The organism is Alloacidobacterium sp. (assembly GCF_035631355.1).
Lineage (GTDB): Bacteria > Acidobacteriota > Terriglobia > Terriglobales > Acidobacteriaceae > Alloacidobacterium.
Map to the genome: position 1 here is coordinate 23223 of NZ_DASQIX010000024.1, position 12848 is coordinate 36070.

The 12848-nt window shown below is 54.7% G+C and carries 13 protein-coding genes; 6 read left to right on the plus strand and 7 right to left on the minus strand.

The window, feature by feature from the left end; translation table 11 throughout:
- Positions 1–9 precede the first annotated feature (9 nt).
- Genes VEV40_RS05190 through VEV40_RS05200 form a run of 3 tightly spaced genes read right to left on the minus strand, consistent with a single transcriptional unit; the run spans position 10 to position 2736 of the window.
- A complete protein-coding gene (locus VEV40_RS05190) occupies positions 10–990 on the minus strand; it encodes a galactokinase (RefSeq protein ID WP_324830653.1) in 981 nt (326 codons plus the stop codon).
- A gap of 2 nt (positions 991–992) precedes the next feature.
- Positions 993–1748 carry a sugar phosphate nucleotidyltransferase gene (locus VEV40_RS05195; protein WP_324830654.1) on the minus strand — a complete coding sequence of 252 codons (756 nt, stop codon included), beginning with the start codon at positions 1746–1748 and terminating at the stop codon, positions 993–995.
- On the minus strand, positions 1741–2736 hold the full coding sequence (locus VEV40_RS05200; protein ID WP_324830655.1) for an NAD-dependent epimerase/dehydratase family protein: 996 nt from the start codon (positions 2734–2736) through the stop codon (positions 1741–1743). Before VEV40_RS05200 ends, VEV40_RS05195 begins: the two co-directional genes overlap by 8 nt.
- Before the next feature lie 271 nt (positions 2737–3007).
- On the opposite strand from VEV40_RS05200, the gene VEV40_RS05205 reads away from it, so the two are divergent.
- The 3 genes from VEV40_RS05205 to VEV40_RS05215 are packed head-to-tail and all read left to right on the plus strand — an operon-like array spanning position 3008 to position 5636.
- Positions 3008–3982: a glycosyltransferase family A protein gene (locus VEV40_RS05205; RefSeq protein ID WP_324830656.1), complete on the plus strand. Its 975-nt coding sequence runs from the start codon at positions 3008–3010 to the stop codon at positions 3980–3982.
- Between the two features lie 8 nt (positions 3983–3990).
- Complete coding sequence (locus VEV40_RS05210; RefSeq protein WP_324830657.1) at positions 3991–4872, plus strand: WecB/TagA/CpsF family glycosyltransferase; 882 nt, start codon at positions 3991–3993, stop codon at positions 4870–4872.
- Between the two features lie 14 nt (positions 4873–4886).
- Positions 4887–5636 (plus strand): transaldolase, encoded by a 750-nt coding sequence (locus VEV40_RS05215; RefSeq protein WP_324830658.1) that lies wholly within the window; start codon positions 4887–4889, stop codon positions 5634–5636.
- Here VEV40_RS05215 and VEV40_RS05220 read toward each other — a convergent pair.
- The 4 genes from VEV40_RS05220 to VEV40_RS05235 all read right to left on the minus strand — a co-directional run bounded on the left by VEV40_RS05220 (position 5594) and on the right by VEV40_RS05235 (position 8539).
- Positions 5594–6178, minus strand: a complete 585-nt coding sequence (locus VEV40_RS05220) for an HAD family hydrolase (protein ID WP_324830659.1) — start codon at positions 6176–6178, stop codon at positions 5594–5596. The genes VEV40_RS05215 and VEV40_RS05220 overlap by 43 nt on opposite strands.
- Positions 6175–6783, minus strand: coding sequence for an SIS domain-containing protein (locus tag VEV40_RS05225; protein ID WP_324830660.1), 609 nt, complete (start codon positions 6781–6783; stop codon positions 6175–6177). Before VEV40_RS05225 ends, VEV40_RS05220 begins: the two co-directional genes overlap by 4 nt.
- Before the next feature lie 34 nt (positions 6784–6817).
- Positions 6818–7711 (minus strand): glycosyltransferase family 2 protein, encoded by an 894-nt coding sequence (locus VEV40_RS05230; RefSeq protein WP_324830661.1) that lies wholly within the window; start codon positions 7709–7711, stop codon positions 6818–6820.
- 96 nt (positions 7712–7807) lie between these two features.
- Positions 7808–8539 carry a DNA alkylation repair protein gene (locus tag VEV40_RS05235; RefSeq protein ID WP_324830662.1) on the minus strand — a complete coding sequence of 244 codons (732 nt, stop codon included), beginning with the start codon at positions 8537–8539 and terminating at the stop codon, positions 7808–7810.
- A 76-nt stretch (positions 8540–8615) separates the two neighbouring features.
- On the opposite strand from VEV40_RS05235, the gene VEV40_RS05240 reads away from it, so the two are divergent.
- From VEV40_RS05240 to VEV40_RS05250, 3 genes are all read left to right on the plus strand, one after another.
- Entirely contained in the window at positions 8616–10301 is a 1686-nt protein-coding gene (locus VEV40_RS05240; protein WP_324830663.1) for a lipase maturation factor family protein, read from the plus strand.
- Positions 10294–11751: an NAD(P)/FAD-dependent oxidoreductase gene (locus tag VEV40_RS05245; RefSeq protein WP_324830664.1), complete on the plus strand. Its 1458-nt coding sequence runs from the start codon at positions 10294–10296 to the stop codon at positions 11749–11751. The genes VEV40_RS05240 and VEV40_RS05245 overlap by 8 nt, the downstream gene beginning before the upstream one ends.
- Before the next feature lie 157 nt (positions 11752–11908).
- Positions 11909–12823: a LysR family transcriptional regulator gene (locus VEV40_RS05250; protein ID WP_324830665.1), complete on the plus strand. Its 915-nt coding sequence runs from the start codon at positions 11909–11911 to the stop codon at positions 12821–12823.
- Positions 12824–12848 lie beyond the last annotated feature (25 nt).

Below are 12848 nucleotides of genomic sequence, written 5' to 3' on the forward strand. Positions count from 1 at the left end.
CTCGTATTTTCACGTGTTGCGCATCATCACAACAGAGCCATCAAAGTCAAAGTCGAATTCCATTTCTTTGGCTCCAGCCTGCGTCATCGCTCCGCGCAAGCGCTTTCGGTCCGCGGTATGCAGCAGCAGGAACCCGCTGCCGCCAGCCCCGACGAGCTTGCCACCGGTCGCGCCACCGTGATTGCGCGCGACTTCGTACAACGCATCCACCCTGTCATTTGTCATTCCACGGGAGCGCCCACGTTTCCGCAGCCAATGCTCGTGCATAAGCCTTCCGAATTCATTCAGGGCTCCGGACTCGAGAACGCGCCGTATTTCCTCTCCAAGCTGTTTTACAAAATGCAGGCCTTCCAGCATTGCCTTGTCGCGCTGCTCTGAACGCTTTCTTTGGTCATCCAGCAGCGCCGAAGCCTTGCGTGTCTGTCCCACGAAAAAGAGCATCAGCGAGTCCCGAAGCTCACGCAAAGTCGTCTCGCTGACGCTCAGAGTCGTCACATCGACAGAATCATCCTGTCGATATTCCTGGCATAGCAGCCCGCCATAGGCCGCAATGTACTGGTCTTGTTTACCAACAGGCTCGTTCAAACGGCTCATTTCGATTTCGACTGCTTCCTGCGCCAACATTTCAGCAGTGACACGCTTGCGCTCGTAGGCATGGAGCGCATGCACCAGGCCAACAAGAAATGACCCGGACGATCCCAACCCCGTTCCCGCCGGAACATCGGCAATGCTGACAATCTCAAGCGGAGAAGGGGCTTCATGCAGCTTTAACGTCTCGCGAAGAAGTGGGTGAAGAATGTCCTGATACTTCTCCGCATGTTCCATCTCTGAATATCTGAGGAAATAGCCGGGCAGAAACCCTTTATTGATGGTGATGTAAACGTATTTGTTGATGGCTGCTGAAATCACAAAGCCGCCGAATTCCCGGTAATACGACGGCAAGTCTGTGCCGCCGCCTCCAAATGAAATGCGCAAAGGAGTACGCGTCATAATCACCGCCCGCACCCCACTGGTTCCAACAATTCGCTTTCCATCGATTTACGAAGTGAGCGAAGCATTTTCTCTGTCGCGTTAAAGCCTTCCGGCGAGCCTATTTCGTAGAAGCGCCCATACACTTCATGTGCGGCCAGTTTTCCTTCGACTGTCAGCCCGGTCATCACATCGGCCAAATCAAACCTTTCGCCATCCGGCCATCCTGCGAGCACGCTGGCCTGTATCACGCTGAAGCCATAGTCGATGTAACGCATATCCGGCGAATGTCTATGCTTGTCGTAGCTGATGACTATGCCGTTTCGCATGACGACATTGCTCGCCTCCCATTGGTCATCATTGCGTAGCACAGTCATTAATGCGGGCTTTCCACACGCCAGAAATGCCTTCCATGCGCGCATCGGGTCCGCAAGCAGATAGCTGTCGCCATACATCACGAAGAAGGACCCGCCAAGAAGGGCCAGCGCGCGTCGAAGAGTTCCTCCAGTTCCCAGCAAAGTGTCTCCGTCATATGAGTAGCGGATACGGCATCCAAATCTCGAACCGTCGCCCGCAAAAGTTTCGATCTGCTCTCCCAAATGTCCGCAGCAAATGACGACGTCCTTAATTCCCTGTTCGACAAGTAGCCACAGCTGGTGCGCCAGAAAAGGTTCTCCATCGACACTTAGCAGCGATTTCGGCACGCTCTCCGTTAGCGGGCGCATGCGCGTAGCCAGTCCACCCGCCAGCAGCGCCAGTGTCGGCAGTGCACTACGCATAGCACACTCTCTCGTCTACGATCATTGCCACCAACGCCGCACGCATCGCTTCGCGGCTGTTGTAACGTGATGTCCACCCCAGCTTTCTGATCTTGTCCGTGTTCAGCCGAACAACTGGAACATCTCCCTTCCAGCCTCGATCGCTGCCGGTAAATTCCAGCTCCGGCATTGCATCCAGTTGTAGGCACTCGGCCACAAGCTCTGCGATCTGCTTAACCGTGATCACATCTCTCGTAGCGACGTTGAAGACGGCGAAATCTTCAGCGCAATACTGCTTAACATGAAGAACAGCGCTCACTACGTCAGAAATGTGAATATAAGACTTGCTCTGTCTGCCGTCACCCAGCACTCGCAGCCGTCTTGGATTAGCCATCAGGCGCCGAACAAAATCAAACCCCACTCCATGCGTCTGCCGCGCACCCACCACATTTGCAAACCGGAACACACAGGCCCTTAGATCAAACATCTCACAATAGCTGGCAATCAGCGCTTCGCCGGCCAGCTTGCTTGCGCCGTAGGTTGAAATCGGGACCAGTGGCCCATAGTCTTCGCAGACTTCCCGCTCACCTACATCCCCATAGACCCCGCTCCCGGATGCATACAGCAGCCTCTTCACTCCGGAACGCCGCATCGCCTCAACGACATTGTTTGTCAGGTAGGTGCCTTGCTGGAAATCAATCTCAGGCTCAGATATCGCGCGAGCAATATCGGGATTTGACGCCAGATGGATCACTACGTCATGACCGCTCATCGCCTCGGTCAGCGTGGAAATGTCACGCAAATCAGCGCGCAGCACTTGGAGCCGGTCATCCCTTAGATGTGCTTCATAGTGCCACTCGCGGCCTGAAGAGAAATTATCGTAAAGGGTAACAGCCTCAATGCGGCTATCGGAGAGTAGCGCATCTGCAAAGTGGCTGCCAATAAAGCCTGCTCCGCCAGTCAGGAAATATTGGCATCCGTGGCAATCAGCAGATGAACTCTTGAACATAGGCAGCCAGCAAGTCGCCCTCTTACAATGAGGGCCTTTGTCACACTTTGCTCTGTGGTTAATAAGGACGTTATCAGAGACGCTCTAAAATGCAAACGTTACCATAGTTTCCACAAGTTACTGGCTTCAGCTTGACTTGGCACCTATAACTTGCAATATATATTCATAACTAAATCAATAACTACGTCTTTTGTCACTTATTGCCGTACTTAGCTGGTTCTTTCGTGCTCAACCATAACTGGTCGCACACTCGCCCATTTAAGGAGTGGCCGTGCAGCAATGCTCAATTACTGTTGGTCTGCCTGTCTACAACGCGATGCCCTTCCTGCCGGAAGCAATTGAAAGCCTCTACAATCAGAGAGCGCGCAACTTCACTGTCCTTGTCATTGTTGACGGGGACAATGATGGGAGCCTCAAATATCTGGAGACCATCCAGGACGAACGTTTTCGCATTGTTTCACAGCCAAACCACGGACTTGCCGCGACGCTGAACCGAATGTTGCGCGAAGCAGGCACGGGCTGGCTCCTGCGGCAGGACGCGGACGATGTCTCCTACCCAACGCGGATCGAGCGCCTCCAGGAATACATCTTGCAATTTCCCGACGCGGGCATGTTTTATTCGTTGGCCGAATACTATCCGCCAAAACGCAGCCTCGGGCGCTTCCGCAGTACCCGCGGCACGCCCCACGAACTTCGCAAACTCGTGCAGTCCGGATACTTGCTCTCCATCTGCCACCCTTCAGTGGCGCTTAATGTTGAGAAGACGATGGCCATTGGCGGATACCGCAATCTTCTCCACGCCGAGGATGCCGATCTATGGTGGCGCATGGCCCTCTCCTATGACATTCATTTGTTGCCTGAGGTTCTTATTGGCTTCCGCCAAAATTCGACCAGCATCAGCTCTCGCAATTCCCGCACGCAGGAGTTACACGGACTCTATGCCCAATATCTTCTACTATCGCACTTATCTGGATGTAGACCACTGCCGCTATCAGAGATATCTCAGTTGCTTGAATCGAATATCTCCGCAAATCGAACGCAGGCAAAGCAGCAGCTTAGACACATGAATATGCACCTTGCTGCAAAACAGTATGGAAGCGCTTTGACCGCGTTTATCCGCTCTCTGCTTGCTTCACCTGCTTATCTCATTCGGCGGATGATTGATGAACTTCTGCCTTTGAGCAATATTGCTAATGGCATTTCTCCAGACCTGTTTTATCGCAGAAAGGAAGCCTTTTGGCCGTGAGTCTGACTATGTTTTCCACTCGTGAATCGACCCAGCCCCCAGAAGTGTCCAAGCCATTTAAGACACTGCGGCGATGCACGATCTCCGAAGTCCCTGTAGATTGTATTACGCTCGAAAACGCCGCAAAGCATATCATCACCGCGCTACGTCAGCCTTCTATCATAGCGCCGTTTCTTATCATGGGACCTAATGCGCAACTTATTACGCTGGCCCAGAAAGATCCTCGTCTCTACAATGCCTTGCTCGCCGCAGCGTTGAATGTTCCAGATGGCATTTCAGTTGTGCTCGCCTCACGGCTATTAGGAAATAAAATAGACGCACGCGCGCCGGGCGGCGAACTTATGGAATTACTCTGCCGCGATGCCGCGATGCATGGCCTGAGCGCTTTCTTTCTCGGCGGATTGCCGGAAGCGGCATCGGGTGCGGCGCTTCAATTACAGCGTCGCTATCCAGGACTGTATGTAGCGGGCGCATATTGCCCTCCTCTCGGGTTCGAGAACGACCCAATCGAGTCCGTTCACGTCCGGGAGGTGATCGCCGAAGCCGCGCCAGATCTGCTGTTCGTGGCATTAGGAGCGCCAAAACAAGAAATATGGATGCACGAAAACTGCCCCACTCTACCCATCGGGGCCGCTATGTCAGTAGGGGCAGCCTTCGACACGCAAGCTGGCCTGCGCAAACGCGCACCCGGCTGGACGCATAAAGTTGGACTTGAGTGGCTATATCGTTTTGCAGTGGAACCACGCCGTCTGTGGCGCAGATACCTTATCGGCAACGCACAATTCATCTACTTAGTTCTTAGACAACGGTTTCTTTGGTCCGTAGAACGAGAAGACCCATCAACATTACCTCCTAAAATCGTTCACGAGCCTCTCAGCATAGAGCCCTGAATCCTGACCAAAACATGCCAGATATCAACCAATTACGCATTAAGCTCTTTTGCGACGGAGCCGATTTCAGCAGTCTTCTCACATGGGCAGCCGACCCGCGCATTAAAGGATTTACGACGAACCCCACGCTCATGCGCAAGGCGCGCGTCGTCGATTATGAAGCCTTCGCCAGAGATCTTATCAAGGTAATTCCAGACCGCCCCATTTCCTTTGAGGTGTTGGCTGACAACCCTGATGCAATGGAAGAACAGGCGCTTGCTATCTCTTCCTGGGGCGCTAATGTAAATGTAAAAGTGCCGGTTACAAATACCTGGGGCGCATTCACCGGCCCTGCTCTTCGACGTTTGTCGCGCATAGGGGTTGTACTCAACGTTACCGCGTTGTTTACCTTGGATCAAGTTGAGCGCGTCGCCGCCTGTCTTGACTCCGATACACCTGCCATCATTTCTGTCTTTGCCGGGCGCATCGCTGATACAGGAATTGATCCGACACCAGTCATGTGCCGCGCAGCTCGGATATTGGAGCCGCTGCCGAATGTCGAACTCCTATGGGCGAGCCCTCGTGAAATGCTCAATATCTTTCAGGCGGAAGATGCCGGCTGCCATATCATTACTATGCTTCCAGATATGCTCAATAAGCTCGATCTCGCAGGCAAAGATCTCGACGCTTTTTCACTGGAGACAGTCAAAATGTTTTATCGGGATGCCTGTGCCGCTGGCTATCAAATAATTACACGAAAAGAGCTCGCAGCGCTCTCAACCTGATCAGACACGATGATCTGTGATGCCGACCATAGATCCGGAGCGATTCGGTCTGCCCCCGATGTCGATGCGGTCCTATCGCTTATCTCCACGGTCCTGGCGCCAGCGGTACGTCCACACTGAAGATCGCTTGGGCGGTCACCTACCATCCACGACTGGGTCAGTTCCACCCCAAAAGTATCGCGTGCTCTGAGCAGAAAGTAAGGTAAAGGCTTGCGGCAAATACACTCCCCGGTAAATGTGGGATGATGGAAACAATAGTAGTAAGCTGCAAATTGAACATTCGAGTCAGTCAGCGCCGCCTCAAGCTTCGCATGAATAGCATCGAGTGTGCTTATGCTGGCTTTGCCTTTAGCATAGTTCGGCTGATTTGAAACCAGAAACAGTAAGAAACCCGCATCTCGCAGCAATGTGAGCGCAGGAATGACGTTCGGCAGTAATTCAAACTGCTCAGGTGTAAGCGGCGACTCATAGGCAGACGTTGCAGGGTTCCAGATATTGCGATTCAACACCCCATCACGGTCAAGAAATACGGCGCGATTCATGCCAGCGCTGGTACCGATTCCCACTTCGTCTTGTTCATTTTCAGCCTGGGATGGGAGACAATCAGGTGCCACACCACTGCCTGAAACGCCTCAACTATGGGCGTAACCATGTCCTCCAGAATGGTCGGAATAACAATGCACGCATCGGCGACCTGCGCAGTATGCCCTCCGTCCCGGCCAACTACTCCGAAAATCTTCGCACCTACCTGCGTTGCCAGCTCCAGGCTATGGACGATATTCATGCTGACGCCCTGCGCAATGCTGCCTCCGCCCACGGAAAATACAAACACGGCATCCTGCGCATTCAAGCGGCTGACGCGCAGCCAGTTCGAATAGCAAGTCTCCCATCCATCGTCATTTGTGCGTGCGGTCAGCTCCGAGATGTTATCGCATGGCGCATAACACTCAATCCCGGCAATTTTGCGGAAATCGTTCACGGCATGACTGGCGTTAGCTGCGCCACCTCCCACACCTAGAAAAAAGACGCGGCCACCATTATCCCTAACCGCAGCCAGCATCTCCGCCATTCGGTCCAGGCAAGCTGGGTCGAGCCGCGTTGCAACTTCTTGAGTGGCTTGCAGAAACAGCACAGTATGGTCACTCATGTCCGCTTGATCTCCCTCCATTGGTTGATTGAGATCAATTGTTGCGAAGCTTGTTGCGCAAGCCCTCCGGAAACAGGCAGAAGGCAAGGAAGAGCGCGCACTGCTTCAAACCCATGCGCCCATTCCAGATGAATTCCCGGAACAACAGCATCTGCGCACCTAACCCCGCGCGACATTTCTGCGCCCGCGGAACACATTCAGTTGCTATAAAAAAGGCGTAAACGCGAGCGCTCATCAGGGGACGAACCTCATTTACCCATCTGAGCGAGGTCTGCCAGTCCAGAGACTGACTGACGCTGTTGCCCGGACCAGTAACACGCATCCGGACCAGTACTTCCGGCAGCATTACTGTTTGCACATCAGGACGCGAGGCCGCTCGCAGCAGCCAATCCCAGTCCTGGTGCTGTTTTAGCCCCTTTTGAAAAGGAGTTTCCAACAGCAGTTCCCGCTTCGTCAGCAGTGTTGAAGTCTGCAGCATCCCATCGCCATAGGAAAATCCATCGCGGCAGAAAAGATAGTCCGCCACATCCTCGCCAGTTGCATAAATACGTCGCGGCAGGATTTGGTTTCCATTCGCCCTCTCTGCGCATAGTCTCGTGCTGATGATCGGATAATCAGCCTGTACACCTGCAGCAGCAGCTATCTGCCTCTCCAGTTTTTCTGGGACCCACTGGTCGTCATCGTCCAAAAATGCAATCCATTCGCCGCGCGCCGCGCGTATGCCAATGTTTCGTGCCTCAGAACCGCCTACATTCTCTTCAAGCGCGATAAAGCTCAATCGGTTGTCGCTGATAGTCTGCAATGCGCGCATAGTTTCAGGATCAGCGCCATCAATTACAATGATGACCTCCAGCGGAGCATACGTCTGCTGCAAAGCGCTTTCAACTGCGCAAACGACAAGTTGAGGCCGCCCGCGTGTCGGAATCACAACACTTACCAACACCCATCCGCGCAAGGTTAGATCCTGATTTTTTGGTTATTACATAGAGAATATAAATGCACTCATAAGAAAGATAGGCCGAACTTACAAATCAATAGAACCAAAGTAACCGGCAAGCACCTTCTTTCTTTGCTCAACAGGAAAATGCTCAATCGCATAGCGCAGCGCCGTTCGCGGCAGCCGATCATAGTGCGTTTTCAAAAACAGGACGAGACGCACTCTGTCTTTAACCCCGGCTTCGCGCAGCACCCAGCCTACTGCTTTGTGAATCAGGTCATGTTCGTCGTCGAGCAGCATCTCCGCAATCTCCATCGCGTCGTCCAGTTCTCCGGCCCACACCAGCGTCATGGTTGAGACGATTGCAATCCGTCGTTCCCACACGCTCTTCGATATCGCCAGTCTCCGCAGCACCACGCGTGAGCGCGTCTTTAGGTGTTCCCCGAGAATCGGCCGGCAGGACGCATCGACAAGATCCCAGTTATTAATGCGGCGTGTATTTTTCAAATAAAAGCTGACAATGGCATTCCGCTGCCGCTCATTCCCTCGCGCATACTGCGCCGCAAGTATCTCGAGTGCCGCCGCGCGGAATTCGTGGATCTTCGAATCAAGCAGCTTTTGCAAATCAGCCAAAGAAAAAGTGCGATATCTGAGCGCAATTTTCCGCATCACAGGGACTGGCATCCCTAGAAAAACATCGCCCTCGCCATATTCACCTTTGCCGGTCTTAAAGTAGGCGGCTACTTGCTTGGCGCGTGCTGCATCACCTGCAGCTCTCAGTTCGTGTTCAAGACCTGCCCGCATCTGCTTCTTTTCCATAATTAGACCCCGGTCAGCCTCTAACTCTGCGCACATAGCATCCCCGAAACGGCTATCATATCCAACATCTATGGCGATGGGGACTTCTGTCCTGCAAAGGATATTTGGCCCGGAGAAGGGATCGGGCGATTTAAACAGCTCGCGCAGCCATCTTATCCCGCGCTGGATCTTCCTTCGCGCCCTCGGATTCATTTACTTTTCCGCTTTTTACTCGCTGCTCTTTCAAATTCGCGGACTCGTTGGACCTGACGGGATTTTGCCGGCACATCAATATCTGCAGGCGGTCGAGCGTTCCATTCCGGGACTCACACGTTTCTGGTTCGCGCCAAGCCTCTTTTGGTTTTCGACCAGCAACCACGCGCTCATGACTGTTACGCTCATCGGACTGATCGCCTCTCTGCTTGTCATAGCCAACGTCTGGCCGCGGTTGACCCTCTTCATCTGCCTCGTCAGCTTTCTTTCTTTTGTCAGCGCCGCCGGCGATTTCTCCAACTACCAGTCCGATGGAATGCTGCTTGAAGCAGGCTTCATCTCGCTCTTCTTCGCACCGCGCGGCATCTGGCCGGGACTGGGCACATCATTCCCGCCTTCGCCTGCCAGCCGGTTTCTGCTGCTCTGGGAGTGGTTCCGCATCTACTTTGAATCAGGTCTGGTAAAGCTCCTCAGCGGCGACCAGGAATGGCGCCACTTTACCGCCATGGACGAGTACTACCAGAACGGCCCGTTGCCCACATGGATCGGCTGGTACATGCAGCATCTGCCGCATTGGTTCCACGCCTTCACCGTCGGGGCCACGCTCACCATGGAACTTGTGCTCGTTCTGATGCTCTTCATGCCGCGCCGTTTCCGGCTTGTCTGCTTCTTCATCGTTACTCCCTGGCAAATCGTCGTTATCGCTACAGCAAATTACACATTCCTGAACTACCTTGTGCTGTCGCAGGGCTTCTTGTTGCTCAATGACAAGTTCCTCATGCGTCTTGCACCAAAACGCTTTTGGCCTCCGATTCTTCCTTCGGTTTGTCATCCTGAGCGGAGCACCGAAGGTGCGGAGTCGAAGGATCTGCAATTTGTTCCGCAATCTAGTGACACCACACAAGAGCCAGAGTCCCAACCAGCCGTATTTAAGAAAAACTGGCGGCTGCACGCATCCGCCATCCGCCTCGCGATCAGCGCAGTTTTGCTCTCATGGATCTTCTACGTCACAACTGCCGAGCTCATCCACATGCTATGGCGCGAAGCGCCCTTGCCGTCATCGCCAATTGCCGCACTTGAGCCGTTCCGCATAGCAAATCAATACGGCCTCTTCGCCGTCATGACGCGAGGCCGCTACGAAATTGAATTCCAGGGATCCAATGACGGCGAAAACTGGACGGCCTACCCCTTCCGCTACAAACCTCAGGCGCTCAACCAGCCTCCCGGCATCTACGCCCCTTATCAGCCACGTTTCGATTGGAACCTCTGGTTTGCGTCTCTCGGCAGCTGGCGGCAGAATTCCATCGTGCCGCTCGCCGAAGAACGCCTACTAACCTCCAACCCTGACGTGCTTACGCTCTTCGCCGGCAACCCATTCCCGCAATCGCCGCCGAAATATGTTCGAGCTATGCTATGGCAGTACTGGTTTACCTCCATGGCGCAAAAAAGCGAGACAGGCATCTGGTGGCGACGCGAGTTACTGGGCCTCTACGCACCTGAACTCACTCTGAGACCCGACGGCACCTTCGACGTTGTTCAATGGCCGGAGATCCTTCCAACTCATGAGTGACTGCACCAGTCTTCTTCTCGACCGACGTCCTTTCCACGGCCGTCACGCCGTCATCATCGGTTCAGGCCCGAACGGCCTCGCTGCTGCCATCGTTCTCGCCGAGGCGGGGTATGGAGTTGAAGTACATGAGGCCCAGCCAACGATTGGCGGAGGCGCGCGCACTCTGCCGCTCACCCTTCCCGGCTTTTTCCACGACTTCGGCTCGACCATTCATGCCATGGCCGCCGGATCGCCATTCTTCTCCTGCCTTAAGCTCGAACAGCACGGAGTGGAATGGATTCATCCTCCCGCGCCGCTCGCTCATCCACTCGACGATGGCACAGCCGTCATGCTGGAGCGTGATCTGGACGATGCTGCGCGTGCTCTTGGCCCGGACGGCAAACGCTGGCGGCACATTTTCGGGTCGCTGGCGGAAAACTGGCCGCAGCTTGCCGAGGAAATCTTCCAGCCTGTAGTTCATGTGCCGCGCCATCCCTTCCTAATCGCGCGCTTCGGCATTCGCGCCCTGACGCCCGCAACTCTGTTTGCCCGAAGATCCTTCAAAGATGCAAGAACACGCGCTCTCTTTTCGGGAATCGCCGCGCACTCGTTTCTCCCGCTCGAAGCGCCGCTAAGCTCTTCCGGCGGAATTATGCTTGCCGTCGCTGCTCATGCAGTCGGATGGCCTATGGCGCGCGGAGGAGCGCAGTCCATTACTAACGCCCTTGCCTCGATCCTGAGTGAGTTGGGTGGCTGTATCTACACCAACTCCCCCATTATCTCGCTCGACTCCTTCTCACGCGATACGCTCTTCCTATGCGACGTAAGCCCGCGTCAGTTACTTGCGATCACCAGCCACCGCTTCGAACCGGGATTTCGGCAGAACTTGCAAGAATTCAAGCCGGGACCGGGAGCTTTCAAAATCGACTACGCGCTCTCCGATCCGATTCCCTGGAAAGCGGCGGATTGCCTTCGCGCCGGGACCGTCCATCTCGGCGGCACATTTGAAGAAATTGCGGCCGGCGAACGCGCCGTCGCCAAAGGAGAACACCCCGAACGCCCATTCGTGCTGCTTGCTCAACCAACGCTCTTCGACACGACCCGCGCGCCCGCAGGCAAACATATTGCCTGGGCCTATTGCCACGTTCCCAACGGTTCTACATTCGACATGACCGAACGCATCGAAGCGCAGATCGAGCACTTTGCTTCCGGCTTTCGCGACTGCATTCTCGCCCGCCACATCTCCTCGCCTGCCACCCTCGAATCGATGGACGCAAACCTTCTTGGGGGCGATATCAGTGGCGGGGCTATGACGCTGCGACAAACCCTCTTCCGCCCAACGCGCCGAAATTACGCCACCTCCGACCCCAACATCTTCCTCTGCTCGGCATCCACTCCCGGCGTAGGCGGAGTTCATGGAATGTGCGGCTACAATGCCGCGCGTGCTGCATTAAGAGACGCGCGAATCTAGTGCCTGCTAATCCTATTAGGCGAGCAGGGCCTAAACAAGGGCTTTATCTTTTCTATCAACCTTCTTTATGCTGGAATTTTTAGAGCCGAATATAAGCTCTAATCAACAACAGCAATCGCAATCCCAACCCAACCATCACACGGGGATATATCTGTAAATGGATTTCGAGCAGCTCAGAACCTTCCTGGAAGTAAGCCGGCTGAAAAGCTTTTCCCGCGCCGCCGAGAAACTGGGAGTAACTCAGCCCGCAATCTCCGCGCAGATACGCTCACTCGAAAACGAAGCTGGCGCACGTCTCTTTGACCGTGACGGCGGCAAAGTCACATTTACCGCCGCTGGCCGTCTATTTGAGCCTTTCGCCGAGCACTGCCTCCAGGTCCACAACCACATCATGGTGGCTATCGGCGAACTGCACCGCTCGCCCCGCGGAGAAATCTCCATCAGCGCCAATGAGGCCACCAGTCTGTACGTTCTCCCGGCTGTCTTCGCTCAATTCAAGAAGCAGTACACCCGCGTCAATCTTTCCATTGTGCGTGCCGACCGCGCCCGTTCGCTCGAAGCGGTCCTGAATCGCGAAGTCGATTTCGGCATTGTCTCCCAGCCCGTCAAAGACCCACGCCTCACCGTCGACGTGATCCATAAAGATGATCTCGTCCTGGTCGTCCCTCGAAACCATCCTCTCGCCGCCCGCGATCAAGTCAAGTTCGCGGAAATCCTGCAGTATCCACTGCTGCTGCCCAAGCATGGCCGCCAACGTGAGCAGATCAACGACATCTTCCGCGCTAACGACGTCCAGCCGCGCGTAGCTATGGAAGTCGACTCAAGCGAACTGCTCAAGCGGCTCATCGGCGCGGGACTTGGAATGGGCTTCCTGCCGCGTTCCAATGTCCGCGACGACGAGCGCAATGGCCTGCTGAAGACGCTCAGGATAGAAGGTGTGCGCCTCAGCCGCGAGCTGGCGCTGGTCTACCGCAAAGACAAGACCCTCACCCGCGCCGCGATCGCATTTCTTGAAATCGCTACCGGACGCGCCCGACCTGTTCTGCTGCCAACAAATCCTAAATCCCGCTAAGTCTCGCTCACGCCTCCTGCCGCGG